The organism is Luteimonas sp. 22616 (assembly GCF_052044325.1).
In the GTDB taxonomy this organism is placed as follows: Bacteria; Pseudomonadota; Gammaproteobacteria; order Xanthomonadales; family Xanthomonadaceae; genus Luteimonas.
On sequence record NZ_JBQEMW010000001.1, the window covers coordinates 79254 to 101558 of the forward strand.

Genomic DNA, 22305 nt, shown 5'->3' on the forward strand with positions numbered 1-22305 from the left:
AGAAGGGCTCGAGTGGGCAAGCTTTCCTGTTGGACGCGGACTGGGACGCGCCAGCGAACGTGCATGCCTTCACAACGCTGCGCTGCGGTGCAGGAAGTTCGCAGGCGCCGTTCGACAGCTTCAACCTCGGCAACGCGCGCGCTGCCGATGGCGACGATCCGGGCGTGGTCGCGCGCAATCGCGCCGAGCTGGTGGAACGCGCCGGTCTGCCGTCCGCGCCGCGCTGGCTGCGGCAGGTGCATGGGACGCGGGTTGTGCGTTTCGACGGCTCGGCGACGATACCCCATCCCCGCCCCAGCCCTTCCCTTGAAGGGGAGGGAGCAGAACCAGACGCCGACGCGGCGGTGACCTCCATGCCTGGCGTCGTGCTCGCGATCCTCACCGCCGACTGCCTGCCGGTGGTGTTCGCCGCCCGCGACGGCAGCGAGGTCGGCGCGGCGCATGCGGGCTGGCGCGGAATGGCCGCGGGCGTGCTGGAAGCCACGGTGGCGGCGATGCGCGCGGCGCCCGCCGATCTCGTCGCCTGGCTCGGCCCGGCGGCAGGCCCGGATGCCTATGAGATCGGCGAAGAGGTGTTCGACGCGTTCGTCGCGCGCGATCCGCGCGCGCAAGTGGCATTCGCGGCGACGCGGCCCGGCCACTGGCGCGTCGACCTGTACACGCTGGCGCAGCAGCGGCTGGCCGATGCCGGTGTCGCCGCGGTGCACGGCGGCGGCCTGTGCACGATCTCCGATCCGCAGCGTTTCTTTTCCCATCGCCGCGACGGCCGCAGCGGCCGCATCGCGACCCTGGCCTGGATGACATGACGCCCACCCTGTTCCAGACCCTGCTTGGTGCCTCGTTCTATTCGCTGCCGCCGGCCGTGCGCGCCCTGCACGACGTCCGCGGCCGTGCCACCTACGCCGGACGCGCGACGATCGAGCGCGGCCGCAATCCCCTCGGGCGCCTGTGCGCGAGGTTTGCCCGCCTGCCGGCGGCGCGCGAGGACGTGCCCACCACGGTCGCCTTCGAAGCGCGCCCGGCCAGCGAAACCTGGCGTCGCGATTTCGGCGGCCAGCGGATGCAGTCTCGCCTGCACCGCGAGGGCAGGATGCTGGTGGAACGGCTCGGCCCGCTGCGGTTCCGCTTCGCATTGCACGTGCAGGACGATGCGCTCTGGTGGCGCGTCGGCGGGGTGAGGCTGCTGGGCGTGCTGCCGCTGCCGGCGTCGCTGTTCGACCGCGTGTATTGCCGCGAAGGCGAGCATGCAGGGCGTTACACCTTCCAGGTCGAGGCCGCGCTGCCGCTGTGCGGGCGGCTGATCCAGTACGAGGGCTGGCTTGAGCCCGTCGAATCCGCCTGAGCCGGACGCCGGCGGCGCCATCGTGGTGTTCGACGGCGTCTGCGTGCTGTGCAGCGGCTGGGTCGGCTTCCTGCTGCGCCACGACCACGCGCGGCAGTTCCGGTTCACGGCGATGCAGGGCGAGGCCGGTCGGCGGCTGCTCGATGCGCACGGGCTCGATCCGGACGATCCGATGTCGTTCCTGCTGCTCGACGCGACCGGCGCGCGCACCGACAGCGACGCGATCATCGCGGTGCTGGCGCGGCTCGGCGGCGTTTGGCGCATTGCCGCGGCACTGCGCGCGCTGCCGCGCGGCCTGCGCGACGCGGCGTACCGCAGGCTGGCGCGCAATCGCTACCGTTGGTTCGGGAAGCGGGAGGCGTGCCATTTTCCATCGGCTGCGGAGCGCGAGCGATTTCTGTAGGTCGGGGCCACGCCCGCACAACTGCCGTATGACGACCTGCGACATCGCCGTGATGCGCGGGCGGCGATAATGCCGGCTTCCACGCACCACGAGATCCCGCCATGACCCTCCAGACCCGCGCAGAGCTCGCCGATGTCCCCGGCGTCGCGCCGCTCCGCGATGCCGCCACCGCCGGCTTCGTCTTCAACCACACCATGCTGCGCGTGCGCGACCCGCGCGCCTCACTGGACTTCTACACCCGCGTGCTCGGCTTCGCGCTGGCGCGCAAGGTAGATTTCGAACAGGCGAAGTTCTCGCTGTATTTCCTGGTGCTGGCCGAACTCGACGCGCTGCCCGACGGCGACGAGGCGCGCCGGGAATGGCTCGCGCGGCAGCGCGGCGTGCTCGAGCTGACCCACAACCACGGCACCGAATCGCAGCCGGGCCCGGTCTACCACGACGGCAACAGCGACCCGCGCGGCTTCGGCCACATCTGCGTCAGCGTGCCGGACGTGCGTGCCGCCTGCGCGCGGCTGGAGGCGCTGGGCGTGCCGTTCCAGAAGAAGCTCAGCGACGGCAGCATGCGCGACATCGCCTTCATCAAGGACCCCGACGGCTACTGGATCGAACTGATCCAGCCGGCGCCGCTGGACTGAGCCTGGCCAAACCCGTGGGAGCGGCCATGGCCGCGATGCCCTGACGACCGCTCGCATCGGGCGATCGCGTATCCGGACCGGGGCAGGCGCCGGGGCGCCGTCGCGGAGGGCGGGGCGTCAGCGCGGACAAATGGCGATTGCCGTCGACGTGGCCGTGCCGCAACATGCCGGTCACATCGATGGCCGCGACGCCGCGGCCGCGCAATCCCCGGGGAGAGCCACGCCATGCCGCATTCGTCCGTTCCGTCCCGCAGCGCGCCCGCGTGGCGCCCGCTCGCATTCGCCATCGCCCTGCTGCTGCCCTCGGCCGCCGCGTTCGCGCAGGACACGACGCAGCAGCCGGCCGCACCCGAGCCGGGCGCCGAAAAGAAGGCCGCGACCCTGGACACGGTGGAGGTCACCGCGCAGCGCCGGGTGGAGAACGTGCAGGACGTGCCGGTCTCGATCAGCACGGTGGGCAGCGAGCAGCTCGGCGTGCTCGCCTCCGGCGGCGCCGACATCCGGTTCCTCTCCGGCCGCGTGCCGAGCCTCAACATCGAATCGTCCTACGGCCGCGCCTTCCCGCGCTTCTACATCCGTGGCCTGGGCAACACCGACTTCGACCTCAACGCCTCGCAGCCGGTGTCGCTGGTGTACGACGAGGTGGTGCAGGAGAGCCCGCTGCTGAAGGGCTTCCCGGCCTTCGACCTGGAGCGCATCGAGGTGCTGCGCGGCCCGCAGGGCACGCTGTTCGGGCGCAACACGCCGGCCGGCGTGGTCAAGTTCGAGTCGGTCAAGCCGTCGCAGGATTTCAGCGGCTACGCCCGCGTCGCCTATGGCACCGACAACCTGTGGAACGTCGAGGGCGCGGTCGGCGGCCCGCTGACCGATCGCTGGTCGGCGCGCGCGTCGGTGCTGTACCAGCGCCGCGACGACTGGGTCGACAACACCTACCCGGGGCCGAACGAGAGCTTCGAGGGCTTCGACGAGAGCGCCGCGCGGGTGCAGTTCCTGTACGAGGGCGACGCGTTCGAGGCGCTGCTGAACCTGCACAAGCGCGACATGAACGGCACCGCGCGGCTGTTCCGCGCCAACATCATCAAGCCCGGGAGCAACGACTTCGCCAGCGGCTTCGACAAGGACAAGGTCGCGACCGACGGCGTCAACTTCTCCGACCTGGAAACCTGGGGCGGCAACGCGCGGCTGCGCTGGGACCTGGGCGACTACAACCTGTACTCGATCACCGGCTACGAGACCGCCGAATCGCTCAACCGAGGCGACATCGATGGCGGTTTCGGCGCGGCTTTCCTCGGCCCGGGCAACTCCGGCCCGGGCTTCATCCCGTTCGCATCCGAATCGGCCGACGGCCTGCCGGACCATCGCCAGGTCACCCAGGAGTTCCGCATCGAATCCGACGAGCTGGGCCGCTTCGACTGGCAGGCGGGGCTGTTCTACTTCGATGAAGACATCACCATCGACAGCTTCAACTACGACTCGCTAAGCCCGGGCAACCCGCAGGCCGGTCGCGCCATCCAGCAGCAGCGCAACAAGGCCTGGGCGGTGTTCGCCTCGGGCGACTTCGACGTGACCGAGCAGTTCAAGCTGCGCGGCGGCGTGCGCTACACGCAGGACAAGAAGGACTTCTCGGCGAGCGTGCTCGAGCCGGCGCCGTTCGGCGCCCCGGTCGGCGGGCCATACACAGTGCATACCGACGTCAACGACGTCAGCTGGGATGCGAGCGGCGTCTATGCGCTCAACGACGACGTCAACCTGTACGCGCGCGTGGCCAGGGGCTTCCGCGCGCCGTCGATCCAGGGCCGGTTGCTGTTCGCCGCGCCGGGCGCGCCCAACGGCGGCGTGTCCACCGCCGACTCGGAAACGGTGATCTCCTACGAGGCCGGCATCAAGGCCGACCTGTGGGACAAGCGCGCGCGCATCGGCTTCAGCGTGTTCCGCTACGACGTCAGCGACCAGCAGATCATCGCGGTGGGCGGCGGTTCCAACACCGCGACCCTGCTCAATGCCGACAAGACCATCGGCCAGGGCTTCGAGCTCGACCTGCAGGCCTATCTCACCGACACCCTGCTGGTGACGCTGGGCAGCAGCTACAACGACACCGAGATCGACGACCCGGGCCTGGCCGTGCCCGGCTGCGGCGGCGGTTGCACCGTGACCGATCCGGAAACCGCGCCGGGTTCGGGCCTGTTCGTCATCCACGGCAACTCGCTGCCACAGGCGCCCAAGTGGGTGCACAACCTGACGGCGCGCTGGAGCATGCCGGTGGGTGACGGCGGCGAGTTCTACGTCTACACCGACTGGGCGTACCGCAGCGAGGTGGACTTCTTCCTCTACCAGTCGAAGGAATTCACCGGCAAGGCTTCGCTCGAAGGCGGCCTGCGCCTGGGCTACAACTGGCGCGACGGCGACTACGAGGTGGCGCTGTTCGGCCGCAACATCACCGACTCCACCCGCATCGTCGGCGGCATCGACTTCAACAACCTCACCGGGTTCATCAACGAGCCGCGCACGTACGGGGTGGAGTTCACCGCGAAGTTCTGAGCCCTGAAGCCTCCTTCAAGGGGCTTTGAAGCCCTCCCCTTCAAGGGGAGGGTTGGGTGGGGATGGTGTTGGCTCGCGATGCTTGAAGATGCGCGCATCGGAACACCATCCCCATCCCGGCCTTCCCCTTGAAGGGGAAGGAGACAAGCAGGCAGCGCGTTGGCGGAAGGACTTGATGGCTACTACGAAACCCCGCTGGTTCGTCTCCGGAGACCTCAACGGCTTCTTCGGCCTGGTGGTCGACAACCTGTCGATCCTGGGTTTCATCAGCGCGGCGTTGATCGGGATCTTCGGGATGCCGGCGGACGTGGTGTTCCAGCGCATGTTCCCCGGCACCGCGTTCGGGGTGCTGGTCGGCAACCTCATCTACACGGTGATGGCGCGGCGACTGGCGGCGCGCACCGGCCGCGACGACGTCACCGCGATGCCGCTGGGCCTGGACGCGCCGACCAGCATCGGCATGGCGCTGCTGGTGCTGGGGCCCGCGTTCGTGGCGTTCAAGCTCGGCGGCATGGGCGACGATGCCGCGGCGATCGCCACCTGGCAGCTGGGCGCGGCGTCGCTGGTGGTGATGGGCGTGCTGAAGTTCGTGCTGTCGTTCTTCGGCGACGCGGTCACGCGGATCGCGCCGCGCGCGGCGCTGCTGGGCTCGATCGCTGGCATCGCGCTGGTGCTGATGGGTTTCCTGCCGCTGGTGGAGACGTTCCGTTCGCCGGTGGTCGGATTCGTGACCCTCGGGCTGCTGCTGTACGTGCTGTTCGCCAAGGGACGGTTGCCGGTGCGGTTGCCGGGCGTGCTGGTCGCGTTCCTCGTCGGCACCGCGCTGTACTACGGCCTGGGGCTGGCGGGGCTCGGCGCGCCGGGCTTCGCGCTGCCACGGGGCGCGGCGCTGCACGTGGCGATCCCGTGGCCGTCGCTGGCGTTCGTGGAGGGCCTGCCGTCCACCGTGCCGTACCTGCCGCTGCTGCTGCCGTTCGGCCTGCTGATGGTGGTCGGCGGCATCAACGTCAGCGAAAGCGCGCGCGCGGCCGGCGACGACTACCGCACCCGCGACATCCTCCTGGCCGAGGCGTTCGCCACGCTCGTCGCCGGGTTCTGCGGCGGCGTCGCGCAGACCACGCCGTACATCGGCCAGCCTGCGTACAAGCACATGGGCGCGCGCAGCGGCTACACCTTGCTGACCGGCCTGTTCGTCGGCATCGGCGGCATGCTCGGGGTGATCTCGGGGCTGGTGCAGTGGCTGCCGCTGGCGGTGCTGGCGCCGATCATCGTGTACGTGGCGATCGACATCACGGTGCAGGCCTTCCAGGCCACGCCCCAGAAGCACGCGGCAGCGATGGTGCTCGGTTTCCTGCCGTCGGTGGCCTACCTGGTGGCGATCAAGGCCGGCAACCCGGCGTGGATCGCGCCGGAACAGTTCGCCCGGCTGGCGACCACCGTCGACGGCCACGGCCTGCCGGAGCTGGCGGTGATCCTGGCGCTGGGCAACGGTTTCATCATCACCTCGATGCTGTGGATCTCGACCGTGGTGGCAATGATCGACGGACGGTTGTTGCGCGCGGCGGGCTGCCTGCTGGTGGCCGCGGCGCTGGCGCTGTTCGGCCTGATCCACTCGGTGGACCCGCGCGGCGGGATCTACCTGCCGTGGGAGCTGCAGGGATTGCCGGCGGCGGTGATGGGCCAGTTCGTCGGCGCGTATGTCGCGCTGGCGGTGGTGATGGGCCTGCTGTCGCTGCAGAAACAGGAGTAGCCGGCGGCCGCCCGCCATCTCACGGAATCTTGAAACCACGTCCCGCATCCTCATCTTCTGGGCATCGCCGGCCGCGCCGGCCATCCCGATTCCGAGGACCCTTCCATGCGCATGGACAAACTCACCTCGCGTTTCCAGCAGGCGCTGGCCGACGCGCAGTCGCTGGCCGTGGGCCGCGACCACAACCTGATCGAACCGGCGCACCTGCTGCTGGCGCTGCTGGACCAGTCCGGCGGCGGCACGCGGCCGCTGCTTGCCCAGGCCGGCGTCAACGTGCCGGTGCTGCGCGAACGCCTGACCGAGGCGCTGGACAAGCTGCCGAAGGTGTCCGGACAGGAAGGCCAGATCTCGGTCGGCAACGACCTCTCGCGCCTGCTCAACGTCACCGACAAGCTGGCGCAGCAGCGCGGCGATGCCTTCATCGCCTCGGAGCTGTTCGTGCTCGCCGCGCTCGACGACCGCGGGGACGCCGGGCGCGCGCTCAAGGCCGCCGGCGGCGACAAGTCGCGGCTGGAGACGGCGATCGAGAACATGCGCGGTGGCGAAAAGGTGCAGGACGAGAATGCCGAAGAAGCGCGCCAGGCGCTGGAGAAGTACACCATCGACCTCACCGCGCGCAGCGAGGTCGGCAAGCTCGACCCGGTGATCGGCCGCGACGAGGAGATCCGCCGCACGATCCAGGTGCTGCAGCGCCGGACCAAGAACAACCCGGTGCTGATCGGCGAGCCCGGCGTGGGCAAGACCGCGATCGTGGAGGGCCTGGCGCAGCGCATCATCAACAACGAAGTACCCGAAGGCCTGCGCGGCAAGCGCGTGCTTTCGCTGGACATGGGCGCGCTGATCGCAGGCGCCAAGTTCCGCGGCGAATTCGAGGAGCGGCTCAAGGCCGTGCTCAACGACCTGGCCAAGAATGAAGGCCAGATCATCCTGTTCATCGACGAGCTGCACACGATGGTCGGCGCAGGCAAGGCGGAAGGTTCGATGGACGCGGGCAACATGCTCAAGCCCGCGCTCGCCCGCGGCGAGCTGCACTGCATCGGCGCGACCACGCTCGACGAATACCGCAAGTACGTCGAGAAGGATGCCGCGCTGGAGCGCCGCTTCCAGAAGGTGTTCGTCGGCGAGCCGAGCGTGGAGGACACGATCGCGATCCTGCGCGGATTGAAGGAGCGCTACGCGGTGCACCACGGCGTCGAGATCACGGATCCTGCGATCGTCGCCGCGGCCACGCTCTCGCATCGCTACATCGCCGACCGCCAGCTGCCGGACAAGGCAATCGACCTGATGGACGAGGCCGCGTCGCGCATCCGCATGGAGATCGACTCCAAGCCCGAGGAACTCGACCGCAAGGAGCGGCGACTGATCCAGCTCAAGATCCAGCGCGAGGCGCTGAAGAAGGAGAAGGACGCGGAGTCGAAGCAGCGGCTGGCCGACCTGGAAGCCGAGATCGAGGTGCTCGAACGCCAGTACAACGACCTGGAGGAAGTGTGGAAGGCCGAGAAGGCCACGCTGCAGGGCGCGACGAAGGTCAAGGAGCAGATCGAGGCCGCGAAGCTGGAGCTCGAGGCCGCGCAGCGCCGCCAGGACTACGCGCGCATGAGTGAATTGCAGTACGGCCGCATCCCGGAGCTGGAAAAGCAGCTGGCCGCGGCGCAGGAGGCCGAGACCAAGGGCTTCACCCTGCTGCAGGACAAGGTCACGGCCGAGGAGATCGCCGAGGTGGTGTCGCGCTGGACCGGGATCCCGGTCAGCAAGATGCTCGAAGGCGAGCGCGAAAAACTGCTCAACATGGAGTCCGCGCTGCACGGCCGCGTGGTCGGCCAGGACGAGGCGATCAAGGTCGTCTCCGATGCCATCCGCCGCTCGCGCGCGGGGCTGTCCGATCCGGGGCGCCCGACCGGCTCGTTCCTGTTCCTCGGGCCGACCGGCGTCGGCAAGACCGAGCTGTGCAAGGCGCTGGCGGAGTTCCTGTTCGACTCCAGCGACGCGATGATCCGCATCGACATGAGCGAGTTCATGGAGAAGCATTCGGTGGCGCGGCTGATCGGCGCGCCTCCGGGTTACGTCGGCTACGAGGAGGGTGGTTACCTCACCGAAGCCGTGCGCCGGCGCCCGTACAGCGTGATCCTGCTCGACGAAGTGGAGAAGGCGCACCCGGACGTTTTCAACATCCTGCTGCAGGTGCTCGACGACGGCCGCCTCACCGATGGCCAGGGCCGCACCGTGGATTTCCGCAACGCGGTGATCGTGATGACCTCCAACCTGGGTTCGCAGATGATCCAGGAGCTTGGCGGCGACGATTCGGCCGAAAGCTACACCCAGATGAAGGCCAGCGTGATGGCCGTGGTGCAGTCGCACTTCCGCCCGGAGTTCATCAACCGGCTCGACGACATCGTCGTGTTCCATCCGCTGGACAAGGCGCAGATCAAGTCGATCGCGCGGATCCAGATGCGCGGGCTGGAAAAGCGGCTTGGCGAACGTGGCATCCGCATCGAGGTCTCGGACAAGGCGTTCGAGCTGCTCGGCAACGTCGGTTTCGACCCGGTGTACGGCGCACGCCCGCTCAAGCGCGCGATCCAGCAGCAGCTCGAGAACCCGCTGGCGACGAAGATCCTCGGCGGCGAGTTCGGCAGCGGAGACACGGTGAAGGTGGATGCCGAAGGCGGGACGCTGGTGTTCGTGAAGGAGTAAGCGCCGATCGTGGGGCTGGACGATTCGATCACGTCGGCGAAGCCATGAAGCGTTACCCATGAAGGAGCGGATCCTGCGGGAGCGACCATGGCCGCTCCCACTGAATTCACTTCACAAGGCCGCTCTCGCACAGGACGACCGGCTCGCGCTGTAACAGGCTCAGCCTGCCGCCCGCGCCGGCCGGTACGGCGGCGTGGCCATCACCATTTCCGCCAGCGAGTAGGCCAGCTCGCGCTCGGCCAGGACCGCGCCGTCGGCGCCGCGTTCGAGCAGGTGCTTGACCTCGGTGTCGCTGTGCGCGCGCGCCAGCACGGTGATTTCGGGGTTGAGCGCCTTGAGCCGGGTGATCGCCTCGCCGGCCTCCAGCGCATGCGGGATCGCGAACACCACCAGCTTCGAGCGCTCGGGCACGGCTTCGTGCATCACACGCTCGGCGGCGATGTTGCCGCGCACCGCCGGGAACCCGGCCCCGCGCGCGCGCGCCACGTTGTCGGCGTCGTCGTCGACCACCACCACCGGCACGCCGCGCGCCTGCAGCAGCAGGGCCAACTGGCTGCCGACGCGGCCGTAGCCGACGATGATCGCGTGGTCGGTGACATCGTCGGGCACGCGGTGGGCGGCGGCGTCCTCGGCCAGGGCGGTGGCGGCATCGCGCGCATCCTGCGCATCCTTCTGCGCGTTCTGCTTCGCCTGCCAGCGGTCGAGCAGGCCGAAGATCAGCGGGTTGAGCATGATCGAGATCAGCGCCCCGGCCAGCACCAGGTCCTGCGCCTGCGACGGCATGATCTCGAGCGTCACGCCGAGGCCGGCGATGATGAAGGCGAATTCGCCGATCTGCGCCAGGCTCGCCGAGATCGTCAGCGCGGTGCTGTTTGGGTGCCCGAACGCGCGCACGATCACGTACGCCGCCGCCGACTTGCCGAAGATGATGATGAAGGCGGTAGCCAGCACCAGCAGCGGCTGCTCGACCAGGATGTGCGGGTCGAACAGCATGCCGACCGAGACGAAGAACAGCACCGCGAACGCGTCGCGCATCGGCAGCGAATCCTGCGCCGCCTTGTGGCTGAGCTCGGACTCGTTGAGCAGCATGCCGGCGAAGAACGCGCCCAGCGCGAACGAAACCCCGAACAGCTCCGCCGATCCGAACGCCACGCCCAGCGCGATCGACAGCACCGCCAGCGTGAACAGTTCGCGCGAGCCGGTGCCGGCCGTGCGTTCGAGCAGCCACGGGATGACGCGCCGACCGATCACCAGCATCACCGCGACGAACAGCGCCACCTGCACCAGCGTGGTAAGCACCTTCACCAGGATCGTGCCGAAGGTGATCTCGTCGCCGCCGTTGACCACGCTGGCCACCACCGGCATCAGCACCAGCGCCAGCACGCAGGCGAGGTCCTCGACGATCAGCCAGCCCACGGCGATGCGGCCGCGCCGCGATTCGAGCAGGCGGCGCTCCTCCATCGCGCGCAGCAGCACCACGGTGCTGGCGGTGGCCAGCGAGAAGCCGAAGATGATGCCGTGCAGCGTCGGCCAGCCCAGCAGCGCCGACAGTCCCCAGCCGAGCAGCGTGGCCACGACGATCTGCACGATCGCGCCGGGGATGGCGATCGTCTTGACCGCCATCAGGTCCTTGAGCGAGAAGTGCAGGCCCACGCCGAACATCAGCAGGATCACGCCGATCTCGGCCAGCTGCGGCGCCAGCGACTGGTCGCCGACGAAGCCGGGGGTGAACGGGCCGGCGACGATGCCTGCGACCAGGTAGCCCACCAACGGCGACAGCCGCAATCGCTGCGCGGCCATGCCCAGCACGAAGGCCAGCACGAAGCCCACGCACAGGATGGCGATCAGCGAGGTGTGATGCGGCATCGATCGTCCAGCGGGGGATGGGGGACGATGGTGACGCGCTGGCACGATCGATGCAACGCGCGCCGTGTGACATGCGCCGTGTGACATGTAGGAGCGGCTTCAGCGGCACCGCGACCCGTGACCACCCCTCCCAACCTCCCCCTGCCGTCGCAGGGGGAGGCACAAACGCTCGCGGCTGAAGCCGTTCCTACGAGAGCAACCGGCGGCGAGGCGACCGCGGTTACCAGGTGTAGGCGACCCTGCCGTACACGTATGCCCCGTTGAAGCCGGTCGGCGACTGGCTGCTGTACGGGAACTGGTTGTGGTTGGCGTTGGCCGGGATGGTGCGGTCCGGGTATTCGTCCAGCAGGTTGTCCGCGCCCAGGGTCAGTGTCCACTGGTCACTGGGCTTGAAGCTGGCCGAGGCATCGACGGTCCACTTCGCGCCGTAGGTCTGGTCGAGGGCCGGGTCGCCGCTCTCGCTCACGCGGGTGGTGAACTCGCCGTAGCGGGTCGCGCCCAGGGTGAAGCCCCAGCGTTCGAGGTTCCAGTTCGCGCCCAGCGTGACTTTGTCGCGCGGGAAGCCTTCCTCGATCCGGCCCTGCTCGTCGCGACCGACGCGGTAGAACGTGGCGCCCAGGTCGTTGAGCACTGCCGGGTTGGGCGCGACGCGGGTGATCTCGGTCTTGTTGTAGTTGTAGCCGGCGGTGAACGTGAGCGTGCCGCTGTCGAGCGCGACGTCGTAGCTGCCGACCACGTCGATGCCGCGGGTGCGGGTGTCGATGGCGTTGTTGAAGTAGCGCAGCGCGGTGACGCCGTTGATGCCCAGGTTTTCCAGCAGGTCCTGCGCGGCCGGGTTGGTGCCCACCAGCAGGTTGGACGACAGCACGATGCGGTCGTCGACCTCGATCTGGTAGGCATCGATGGTCACGTACAGCCGGTCCACCGGCTGCAGCACCAGGCCGAGGCTGTAGGACAGCGAAGTCTCGGCCGTCAGCGGCTCGGCGCCCAGCGCGCGGGCGGCGGGGCTGGTAGCGGGAAAGGTGCCGGAGTCGAAGAACCGGTCCAGCGCACCGTTGTAGTTCGAGGTCACCACCTGGTAGTGCTGCTGCGACAGCGACGGCGCGCGGAAGCCGCTGGCGACCGTGCCGCGCAGGGCGACCGCGTCACTGAAGGCATAGCGCGCCGACAGCTTGCCGGAGGTTTCGCTGCCGAAGTCGCTGTAGTCCTCGTAGCGCCCGGCGATGCCGGCGGAGAACCTGTCGCTGAAGTCGGCCTCCAGGCCCACGTAGGCGGCGTAGTTGTCGCGGTCGAAATGGCCGGAGTTCGCGGGCGTGAAGCCCTGGAAGCCCTGTGCGCCGCCGTTGTTGTAGGACTCGAGCTCGCCGGGCGACTGGTTCCACTTTTCGCGCCGGTACTCGGCACCGAACGACAGCGTGGCCGGGTAGGCCAGACCCCAGTCCAGGGTCTTGGTGACGTCGGCGTTGACCACGTTCTGGGTGTATTCGAGCGCGCCGTCGTAGAAGCTCGTCGGGCTGGCAGCGCCGAGGCTGTAGTTGATCGTGTTCTGGGTCCTGAAGCCGATGTGGTTGTAGCCGTAGTTGTAGCTCACGTCCCAGTTCCAGCCGGCATCGTTGCCGCCCTTCACGCCGGCGACCAGCGAGCGGTCCTGCGACAGCATCGCGATCTCGGGCACGTAGCCGTCCGGGTAGAACTGCGCGAGCAGATCGCCCTGGCCGCTGTGGTTGCGCGAGCGGTGGAACGCATACGAGGTGATGTCGCGGTTGCTGGCGATCGCGGTGGCGTAGGCGCTGACGTTCTCGCTGAAATCGAAGCCGGCATTGGCCGAGAGCGCGGCCGCGTCCACCTTCGGATCGCCATAGATGTAGGCCACTTCGCCCAGGCCCGGGTTGTTGCCCTGGTTGGGCAGGGTGGTGCTGTTGAACGGCTGGAACGGGCCGGCGCGGTTGGTCGCGTCCTGCTGGCCGATCTGCCCGGCCACGTGCACGAAGCCGCGGTCGTCGCCGAAGCGCAGCCCGGTGTTGCCGGAGATCTGGTGCTGGGTGCCGTCGCCGGCCGAGTACTGGCCGAGGTCCACGGCGAGGCTGCCGCCGGTCTCGCTGCCCTTGAGCACGATGTTGACCACGCCGGCGATGGCGTCGGAGCCGTACTGCGCGGAGGCGCCATCGCGCAGCACCTCGACTCGCGCAATGGCGGCGACCGGGATCGCGTTGAGGTCCACCGCCGAAGAGCCGCGGCCGATGCTGCCGTTGACGTTGAGCAGCGCGGACACGTGGCGGCGCTTGCCGTTGACCAGTACCAGCACCTGGTCGGGCGACAGGCCGCGCAGCTGCGCCGGGCGGATCGCGCTGGTGCCGTCGGTGACCGCAGGGCGCGGGAAGTTCAGCGAGGGCAGCGCGCGCGCCAGCGCGGTGGCGAGTTCGGTGGTGCCGGTGGCCTGCAGCGCTTCCGGGGTGATGATGTCGATCGGCGACTGCGATTCGGCCACGGTGCGGTCGCTGACCCGGGTGCCGGTGACGATGACGGTGTCCAGCGTGCTGGCCTGGGCCTTTGCAGGCGCGACGGCTTCAGGCGCGGCGTCCTGGGCGAGGGCGGGTGCGCTGGCCAGGACGGCCAGCAGGGCGAGTGCGAGGGTGGTCGGGACGGGACGATGGGCCATGGGGGATTCCTTTCACGATGTTGAAGGGGAAATCCGGTGTAGCACGGGCGCCATGGGCCTGCAATCGCTGCATCCGCATGAAGCGATAGTTCCATGAGTGCAACGATGGCTCATCCGCGCAGCCGCAATCACGCGCAAGCCACTGCTCGAGCAGCGTCGGTCGCGGAGCCTTGATCTCGTGGGATGGCTTCAGCCGCGGGCTTTCCCCTTGCGCCCCGCTGCCTTCCGGAAGGGACCGGCGCCGTCATCCCCGCGCAGGAAGGGATCCAGTGAATTCGGCTGGGTACGATCCAGAAGCTCGCGGCTGAAGCACTCCCGCAAGCGCCCATGGCACGCGTGCGCAAAACTTCCTGCCGTCGCGACGCGCTACGCCTTGTAGAATGCGCGCCCCATGATCTCCTTCAAGAATTTCGCCCTGCGGCGCGGCGAGCGCCTGCTGCTGTCCGACGTCGACCTCACCCTGCACGCCGGCTGGCGCGTGGGCGTGGTTGGTCGCAACGGCACCGGCAAGTCGTCGCTGTTCGCGGCCGTGCGTGGCGAGGTCGAGGCCGACCGCGGCGATCTCGACCTGCCGACCCGCGTGCGGGTGGCCAGCATCGCCCAGGAAATGCCATCGCTGCCCGATCCAGCGATCGACTTCGTGCTCGGCGGCGACGCCGTGGTCCACGCGGCGCTGCAGGCCGAGGCCAATGCGTTCGCCAGCGAGGACTGGGAGGCGGTCGCCGAGGCCCACCACCGGCTCGAGGAAGTCGGCGGCTACGACGGCGCCGCGCGCGCGGGCAAGCTGCTGCACGGCCTGGGCTTTCCTGCAGACACCCACCAGAACGCGGTGGCGACGTTCTCCGGCGGCTGGCGCGTTCGCCTGAACCTGGCGCGCGCGCTGATGACGCCATCGGACATGCTGCTGCTCGACGAGCCGACCAACCACCTCGACCTGGACGCGGTGCTTTGGCTGGAACAATGGCTGTTGAAATATCCCGGCACGTTGCTGCTGATCTCGCACGACCGCGAATTCCTCGACAACGTCACCACGCATACGCTGCACCTGCATGGCGGCAAGGCGAAGCTGTATACGGGCGACTACACCTCGTTCGAGCGTCAACGCTCCGAGCAGTTGCGGCTGCAGCAGATTACCCACGAGAAGGTACAGGCCGAACGCGCGCACCTGCAGAGCTTCATCGACCGCTTCAGCGCCAGCGCGGCGAAGGCCAAGCAGGCGCAGTCGCGGGTCAAGCGGCTGGCGAAGATGGCCGACACCGAGGCGGTGCGCGCCGAGCGCGAAGTGCGGATTGATTTCCCTGCGCCGCTGAAATTGCCGCATGCATTGATGCGCTTGAACCACGCCGATTGCGGGTATGCATTGAAACCTTCCCCTTCGAGGGGAGGGCAGCGCACGCCGGAACCCTCCCCTTCAAGGGGAGGGCAGGGTGGGGATGGGGTTGCTCGCGGCGCCACGGAAACCCATCCCCTCCCCAACCCTCCCCTTGAAGGGGAGGGAGCTATTCGGATCCTCCACAACGTCGGCTTCGGCCTCGAGGCCGGCGATCGCATCGGCCTGCTCGGTCCCAACGGCGCCGGCAAGTCGACCCTGGTCAAGACCCTGGTCGGCGAACTGCCGCTGCTGTCCGGAGAACGCTACGCGCATCCCGACCTGCGCATCGGCTACTTCGCCCAGCACACCGTCGAATCGCTGGTCGCCGGCACCTCGCCGATCGACCACCTGCGCGAACTGTCGCCGAATGCCTCCACCCAGGATTTCCGCAACTTCCTCGGCAAGTGGAGCTTCCCCGGCGACCGCGCGTTCGAAAGCATCGACGGCTTCAGTGGCGGCGAACGCGCGCGCCTGGCGCTGGCATTGATCGCTTGGCAGCAGCCGAACGTGCTGCTGCTCGACGAACCGACCAACCATCTCGACCTCGAGATGCGCGAGGCCCTGGCCGAGGCGCTGAGCGATTTCGCCGGCGCGATCGTGCTGGTCTCGCACGATCGCCACCTCATCGGCCTGGTCAGCGATACCTTCTGGCGTGTCGCCGAGGGCGTGGTGAAGCCGTTCGACGGCGACCTCGACGAATACGCGGCGTGGCTGCGTTCGCGCCCCGCCACCGACCGTCCCCCCGCAGCACCAGCCGCAGCACCAGCCGCAGCACCAGCCGCCGCGCCCGCGCCCGCGGCGAAAGCGGCGAAGCCGAAGGTCAATCCGCACAAGCTGGCCCAGGCCGAGTCGCGGGTCGAGGCGCTGGCCGCGCAGATCGCCGAGGTCGAGTCGAGCCTGGCAGACCCCGATGCCTATGCCGACGGGGGCAAGCGCGTCGCCGAACTCGGTGCGCGCCAGGCCGCGTTGCGCGCGCAGATGGACGCAGCCGAAGCCGAGCTGCTGGCGCTCTACGACGCGGCCTGATGTCGCGTCGACTTCCCGGCTTCCATACGACAATCCGCCGATAATCGCCCGCCGGCCACCAGCAACGGCACCGGCCGGCGCCTGCACACGGAACGCGCATGAACCAGGAACTGATCTACCTGCTGTTGATCTTCGGCCTGCTGGTGATCCCGCGGGCGCTGCAGCGCTTCAAGGTGCCGGCGCCGATCACCTGCCTGGTGTTCGGCATCGGCGCGATGCTGGCGTGGGGCGCGAAGACCCACGACCCGGTGGTAGCGCTGCTCTCCACGCTCGGCATTTCCTCGCTGTTCCTGTTCGCCGGGCTGGAAGTCGACCTGCGCGCGCTGCGGCGCGGGCTGTGGCCGCTGCTGACCCATCTGGCAATCCGGATCATCACCCTGTCGGGCGCCGCCTGGCTGGCGTGGCGCTACCTCGACCTCGGCTGGCAGGCTGCGGCGCTGCTGGCGCTGGCGCTGCTGACGCCGTCGACCGGTTTCATCCTCGACACCCTGGAGCGGCTGGGCCTCGACGAGGAAGAGCGCTTCTGGGTGACCAGCAAGGCGATCGCCGGCGAACTGCTGGCGCTGGCGGCGCTGTTCGTGGTGCTGCAGGCCGGCGATCCGGTGCAACTGGGCGTGTCGTCGCTGGCGATGCTGGCGATGCTGGTCGGGCTGCCGTTGCTGTTCGTCGCCTTCGGCCGCTGGATCGTGCCGCATGCGCCGGGCTCGGAGTTCTCGCTGCTGGTGATGGTCGGGTTCCTGGCCGCATTCATCACCTACAAGCTCGGCGTCTATTACCTGGTGGGCGCGTTCATCGCCGGCCTGGTCGCGCGCCTGCTGCGCATCCGCATGCCGCGACTGGCCTCGAACGACAACATCCACGCACTGCGGCTGTTCGCGACGTTCTTCGTGCCGTTCTACTTCTTCCACGCCGGCACGCTGATCTCGCCCGATGCGCTGAGCTGGGAAGCGCTGGGCCTGGGACTGGTGATCACCGCGGTAGTGGTGCCGCTGCGGGTGGGCATGGTCTGGCTGCAGCGGCGGGTGATCTTCCGCGGCGAGCGCAAGCGCAGCACGCTGCGGGTCTCGGTGGCGCTGGCACCGACGCTGGTGTTCACCCTGGTGCTGGCGGAGATCCTGCACAGCCGCTTCGGGATTTCCGGCGCGCTGTCCGGTGCGCTGATCCTGTACACCACGCTCAACACCCTGCTGCCGTCGCTTGTGCTGCGGATGCCGTTCGACGTCGACCCGATCGACGGTGCCTACGTCCACCCCGAGGACAAGGGCGTGAAGTCCGATGGAACCCAGCGCGATGCGATGGCGCCCGAACCCGCTGCCGTCCCCCATCCTGACGAGGCGATGCGTGCGGTTGCCGACGCCGACGCCGGGGATTCGCACGCGGCCTGACAGCGGCGGATGGATTGTGGAAGCGCAGGCGGTCGGCTAGCTTGACGGCATGAAAATCCACCTGTGCACCTTGTCTGCCGTCCTCGCCACCGCGCTTGCCGCCTGCGCCACGGGCGCCCCGCCGGCCGCCACCGTCGCGCCGGCCGACGCTTTCCTCGCCGCGCTCGCCAATCACTGTGGCCAGGCGTTTGCCGGGCGCATCGTGGTCGACGAGCCCGCATCGCCCGGCCCCGATGCCTTCGCCGGCAAGGCGCTGGTGATGCACGTGCGCGGCTGCGACGAGCCATCGCGCGAGCTGCGCGTGCCGTTCCACGTCGGCGACGACCATTCCCGCACCTGGGTGATCACGCGCACGGGCACCGGCCTGCGCCTGAAGCACGACCACCGCCACGCCGACGGCAGCGAGGACGTGCTGACGATGTATGGCGGCGACACGGCCGCGCCCGGCACTGCGATGCGCCAGGAATTCCCGGTCGATGCCGAGTCGGTCGCGCTGTTCGAGCGTGAAGGGTCCGAGGCATCGGTGACCAACACCTGGGCGATAGAGGTCGAGCCGGGCCAGCGCTTCCTCTACGAACTCTCGCGCCCCGGCGGGCGCCTGTTCCAGGTCGAGTTCGACCTCACGCGCCCGGTCGACCTGCCGCCGGCGCCGTGGGGTAGCCAGGCGCCGTAGGAAGCCCGCGGACAACTGTCGCTCAAGCCATGGCCGCTCCCTGCAGAGGGATGGCTGCGCTTGTAATCCGCCAGCGTGGCCCCAGACTGGCGGCATCCAGCCACCACCGCCACCTGCCATGCCCATCTATGCCTACCGCTGCGCCGCTTGCGGCCATGATTTCGACCGCCTGCAGAAGCTGTCCGATCCGGACCCCGAGGCCTGCCCGGCCTGCGGTGCAGCGGGCGAGGTGCATCGCCAGGTGACAGCCCCGTCGTTCCGCCTTGCGGGCAGCGGCTGGTACGAGACCGACTTCAAGAAGGACGGCGACAGGAAGCGCAATCTCGCCGAGGGCACGGAAAGCGCGGCCGCCGCGAAACCCGAGGGCAAGGCCGCCGACGCCAAGCCCGCCGAGGCCAAACCGGCCGCAAAACCGGCCGAAACCGCGAAGGCTGCGCCCGCCAAGCCCGCGCCGGCGACCTGAGGCGCCTGCCCGCGACGGCATCCCGGGCTAAAATGCGGGGCTTTCCGGCGCCGTCCGGACGATTCTTCCCGGAGTCCCCATGCGTACCCATTTTTGCGGCCTGATCGACGAGTCGCTGATCGGCCAGACCGTCACCCTCTGCGGCTGGGCCGACGTCGCCCGCGACCTCGGCGGCCTGTGCTTCATCGACCTGCGCGACCATGAAGGCATCGTGCAGGTGGTGGCCGAGCCGGGCGACGGCGAGGGCAACGCAGCCGTGGTCGCGACCGCGGCGAAGGTGGGCTACGAAGACTGCCTGCGCGTGACCGGCACCGTACGCCGGCGCGAGAGCGTCAACAACAAGATCCGCACCGGCCAGGTGGAAGTGGTCGCGACCGCGATCGAGGTGCTCAACAAGGCCGAGCCGCTGCCGTTCCACGCCCACGAGAACGCCGGCGAGGACATCCGCCTCAAGTACCGTTACCTCGACCTGCGCACGCCGAAGATGCAGCGGATGATGCGCACCCGCATCAGGCTGGTGCAGGCGCTGCGGCGCTGGCTCGACGCGCGCGGCTTCCAGGACATCGAGACCCCGATCCTGACCAAGGCCACGCCCGAGGGCGCGCGCGACTTCCTGGTGCCTGCGCGCATGCATCCGGGCGAGTTCTACGCGCTGCCGCAGTCGCCGCAGCTGTTCAAGCAGATCCTGATGGTGGCCGGCTTCGACCGTTACTACCAGATCGCACGATGCTTCCGCGACGAGGCGCTGCGCGCCGACCGCCAGCTCGAGTTCACCCAGCTGGACATGGAGTTCGCGTGGGTCGACGAGAAGACCGTGCAGGACGCCACCGAGGCCATGATCCGCGAGGTGTTCCGCGAGGTGATGGAGGTGGAACTGGGCGAATTCCCGCGCATGACGTATGCCGAAGCGATGCGCCGCTACGGTTCGGACAAGCCCGACCTGCGTATCGCGCTGGAGCTGGTCGATGTCGCGGCGCTGGTGAAGGACAGCCAGTTCAAGGTGTTCACCGATTGGGCCAATGCCGACGGCGGCCGCGTCGCGGCGCTGCGCATTCCGGGCGGTGCGTCGCTGTCGCGCAAGCAGATCGACGAGTACGCCGCGCACGCGGCCAGGTACGGTTCCAAGGGCCTGGCCTACGTGAAGCTGTCGGAGGCCGGCGAGGTCAGTTCGCCGATCGCCAAGTTCTTCGACGAGGCCGCGTTCGCCGCGTTGTTGCAGGCGGTCGGTGCCGGCAACGGCGACATGGTGTTCTTCGGCGCCGGTGCGTATCGCACGGTCAGCGAGTTCATGGGTGCGGTGCGGCTCAAGGCCGGCAAGGATTTCGGCCTGGTGGGCGAGGGCTGGAAGCCGCTGTGGGTCACCGACTTTCCGATGTTCGAATGGGATGAGGAAGAACAGCGCTACGTCGCCTTGCACCACCCGTTCACCGCGCCCGCCGTGGACGATGAGGCCGACCTGCGCGCCAACGCCGCGACCGCCGTCAGCCGCGGCTACGACATGGTGCTCAACGGCAACGAGATCGGCGGCGGTTCGATCCGCATCCATCGCTCGGCGATGCAGAGCGCGGTGTTCGAGCTGCTGGGCATCGGCGCCGAGGAAGCGGAAGCCAAGTTCGGCTTCCTGCTCGACGCGCTCAGGTACGGCGCGCCGCCGCACGGCGGCATCGCCTTCGGCATCGACCGCATCGCCGCGCTGATGGCCGGCACCGAATCGATCCGCGACGTGATCGCCTTCCCCAAGACCACCACCGCGCAGTGCCTGATGACCGGCGCGCCTTCGCCGATCCCGGACAGGCAGCTGGCTGAGGTGCATGTGGCGGTGCGGCCCAAGGAAAGCTGAAACAGCACCTGTAGGAGCGGCTGAAGCCGCTCCTACAATTCATGCCATGTCGAACTCGCCCACCATCCGCCGCGCCACGCCCGACGATGCGACGACCCTGTCGCAACTGGCCACGCGCACGTTCGTCGAAACCTTCGGCCACCTGTATCCGGCCGAAGACCTGCAGGCCTTCCTCGCCGATGCCTACGCGGTGGAGAAACAGCGCACGATCCTCGCGCATCGGGACTACGCGGTGTGGCTGCTTGAACGCGATGGCGAGGCGATCGGGCACGCTGCCGCCGGGCCGTGCGGGCTGCCGCATCCGGATGTTGCACCGGGCGACGGCGAGCTCAAGCGCCTGTACCTGCTCAAGTCGCAGCAGAACGGCGGCATGGGCGGGAAGCTGTTCGCGACTGCGCTCGACTGGCTGCTGCGCGAAGGCCCGCGCACGCTGTGGATCGGGGTGTGGTCCGAGAACATGGGTGCGCAGCGCTTCTATGCCCGGCACGGGTTCGTGAAGGCCGGCGAATACGAATTCCCGGTCGGCCGCGTGCGCGACCGCGAGTTCATCCTGCGCCGCGACGCGGATGTCGCGGCGACCCGCTGCTAGACTGCGGCCTCCCCCAAGAAATGGCCGGCGCCATGTCCTTCCGCATCCTGTCCACGACCTGCCTGAGCCTGCTGCTGGTGGCCTGTGCGCCGCCGCAATCGCTGCAGCCGGCCAGCGGCGGCCCGACCATCACCGGCGAAGGCACCTGCAAGACCGATGGCCTGGAATGGGCGATTGGCGAGAAGGCCACCGAAGCGACCATGGCAAGGGTCTGGCGCGACAGCGGCAGCGGCCTGATCCGCCCGATCGCACCCGGCCAGGCGGTGACGCGTGACTACCGCCGCGACCGAATCAACGTCCATATCGATGACGACAACGTCATCACCGGGATCGACTGCGGCTGACCGCGGCATGCCGTCGTCGACGCGTTCCGTGAACCCGGACGCGCCCGCGCGGCGCGTGGTGCTGTTGCACGGCATCTGGATGGTCGGCGCGACCATGCAGTGGGTCAGCGCCCGCTTGCGCGCGGCCGGCCATGCGCCGGAAACCTTTGGCTACCACAGCATCGTCGGCGGGCCGGACGAGGCGGTGCCGCGGCTGGCCGATCAGCTGCGCGCGGGCGGGGAGGCCGACATCGTCGCCCACAGCCTCGGCGGCCTGGTGGCGCTGCGGGCGCTGGCGGCCGAGCCCGACCTCCCGGTGCGGCGCATGGTCTGCCTGGGCGTGCCGCTGTGCGGCAGCAGCGCCGCGGCCAACCTCGCGCGCTGGCCGCTGGCGGCGCTGTGGCTGGGGCGCAGCGCCGACATCCTGCGCAACGGCTGCATGACCTGGCCGCCGGGCCACGAGGTCGGCATGGTGGCCGGCCGCCTGCCGCACGGCCTCGGTGGCCTGCTGGCGCAGTTCGACGGCGACAACGACGGCAGCGTGTCGGTCGAGGAAACGCGCAGCCCGCAGCTGGCCGACCACGTGGTGGTCGCGGCCAGCCACAGCGGCCTGCTGTTCTCGGCCGAGGCGATCGCGCAGACGATCGCATTCCTGCGCGACGGCCGGTTCAGCCACATCAACGAGCCCTCGTAGGAGCGGCGGAAGCCGCGAGCTCTTCGGTACGTGGGCCGGCCGCCATGAAGAGCTCG

17 protein-coding genes are annotated in these 22305 nt (G+C 69.0%); 15 read left to right on the top strand and 2 right to left on the bottom strand.

Annotated elements, in window-relative coordinates; all coding sequences use genetic code 11:
• The first annotated feature begins 59 nt into the window (after positions 1-59).
• From pgeF to clpB, 7 genes are all read left to right on the top strand, one after another.
• The gene (pgeF, locus tag ACTJIL_RS00355; protein WP_440753645.1) at positions 60-806 is read left to right on the top strand and encodes a peptidoglycan editing factor PgeF; all 747 of its coding nucleotides are present in this window, start codon (positions 60-62) and stop codon (positions 804-806) included.
• The gene (locus tag ACTJIL_RS00360) at positions 803-1342 is read left to right on the top strand and encodes a DUF4166 domain-containing protein (protein ID WP_440753646.1); all 540 of its coding nucleotides are present in this window, start codon (positions 803-805) and stop codon (positions 1340-1342) included. The genes pgeF and ACTJIL_RS00360 overlap by 4 nt, the downstream gene beginning before the upstream one ends.
• Entirely contained in the window at positions 1320-1745 is a 426-nt protein-coding gene (locus ACTJIL_RS00365; protein WP_440753647.1) for a thiol-disulfide oxidoreductase DCC family protein, read from the top strand. Before ACTJIL_RS00360 ends, ACTJIL_RS00365 begins: the two co-directional genes overlap by 23 nt.
• A gap of 101 nt (positions 1746-1846) precedes the next feature.
• On the top strand, positions 1847-2380 hold the full coding sequence (gene gloA / locus ACTJIL_RS00370; RefSeq protein WP_440753648.1) for a lactoylglutathione lyase: 534 nt from the start codon (positions 1847-1849) through the stop codon (positions 2378-2380).
• A 225-nt stretch (positions 2381-2605) separates the two neighbouring features.
• Positions 2606-4918 (top strand): TonB-dependent receptor, encoded by a 2313-nt coding sequence (locus ACTJIL_RS00375; protein WP_440753649.1) that lies wholly within the window; start codon positions 2606-2608, stop codon positions 4916-4918.
• A gap of 175 nt (positions 4919-5093) precedes the next feature.
• Positions 5094-6668, top strand: coding sequence for a hypothetical protein (locus ACTJIL_RS00380; RefSeq protein WP_440753650.1), 1575 nt, complete (start codon positions 5094-5096; stop codon positions 6666-6668).
• A gap of 105 nt (positions 6669-6773) precedes the next feature.
• A complete protein-coding gene (gene clpB, locus ACTJIL_RS00385) occupies positions 6774-9359 on the top strand; it encodes an ATP-dependent chaperone ClpB (RefSeq protein WP_440753651.1) in 2586 nt (861 codons plus the stop codon).
• Positions 9360-9518: 159 nt separating this feature from the next.
• On the opposite strand, the gene ybaL is transcribed toward clpB, so the two are convergent.
• Positions 9519-11225 (bottom strand): YbaL family putative K(+) efflux transporter, encoded by a 1707-nt coding sequence (gene ybaL / locus ACTJIL_RS00390; protein WP_440753652.1) that lies wholly within the window; start codon positions 11223-11225, stop codon positions 9519-9521.
• Positions 11226-11445: 220 nt separating this feature from the next.
• Positions 11446-13884, bottom strand: a complete 2439-nt coding sequence (locus ACTJIL_RS00395) for a TonB-dependent receptor plug domain-containing protein (RefSeq protein WP_440753653.1) — start codon at positions 13882-13884, stop codon at positions 11446-11448.
• A gap of 391 nt (positions 13885-14275) precedes the next feature.
• Between ACTJIL_RS00395 and ACTJIL_RS00400 the strand changes: the two genes are divergently transcribed.
• The 8 genes from ACTJIL_RS00400 (at position 14276) to ACTJIL_RS00435 (ending at position 22249) form a co-directional block, all read left to right on the top strand.
• Positions 14276-16282: an ABC-F family ATP-binding cassette domain-containing protein gene (locus tag ACTJIL_RS00400; protein ID WP_440753654.1), complete on the top strand. Its 2007-nt coding sequence runs from the start codon at positions 14276-14278 to the stop codon at positions 16280-16282.
• Positions 16283-16380: 98 nt separating this feature from the next.
• Complete coding sequence (locus ACTJIL_RS00405) at positions 16381-17667, top strand: cation:proton antiporter (RefSeq protein ID WP_440753655.1); 1287 nt, start codon at positions 16381-16383, stop codon at positions 17665-17667.
• A gap of 49 nt (positions 17668-17716) precedes the next feature.
• A complete protein-coding gene (locus ACTJIL_RS00410; RefSeq protein WP_440753656.1) occupies positions 17717-18340 on the top strand; it encodes a hypothetical protein in 624 nt (207 codons plus the stop codon).
• Positions 18341-18458: 118 nt separating this feature from the next.
• Positions 18459-18803, top strand: coding sequence for an FmdB family zinc ribbon protein (locus tag ACTJIL_RS00415; RefSeq protein WP_440753657.1), 345 nt, complete (start codon positions 18459-18461; stop codon positions 18801-18803).
• A 79-nt stretch (positions 18804-18882) separates the two neighbouring features.
• Positions 18883-20643: an aspartate--tRNA ligase gene (gene aspS / locus ACTJIL_RS00420; protein WP_440753658.1), complete on the top strand. Its 1761-nt coding sequence runs from the start codon at positions 18883-18885 to the stop codon at positions 20641-20643.
• 46 nt (positions 20644-20689) lie between these two features.
• A complete protein-coding gene (locus tag ACTJIL_RS00425; protein WP_440753659.1) occupies positions 20690-21232 on the top strand; it encodes an N-acetyltransferase family protein in 543 nt (180 codons plus the stop codon).
• Positions 21233-21264: 32 nt separating this feature from the next.
• Entirely contained in the window at positions 21265-21576 is a 312-nt protein-coding gene (locus ACTJIL_RS00430; protein WP_440753660.1) for an I78 family peptidase inhibitor, read from the top strand.
• Positions 21577-21583: 7 nt separating this feature from the next.
• The gene (locus ACTJIL_RS00435; RefSeq protein WP_440753661.1) at positions 21584-22249 is read left to right on the top strand and encodes an esterase/lipase family protein; all 666 of its coding nucleotides are present in this window, start codon (positions 21584-21586) and stop codon (positions 22247-22249) included.
• The last annotated feature ends 56 nt before the right edge of the window (positions 22250-22305 follow it).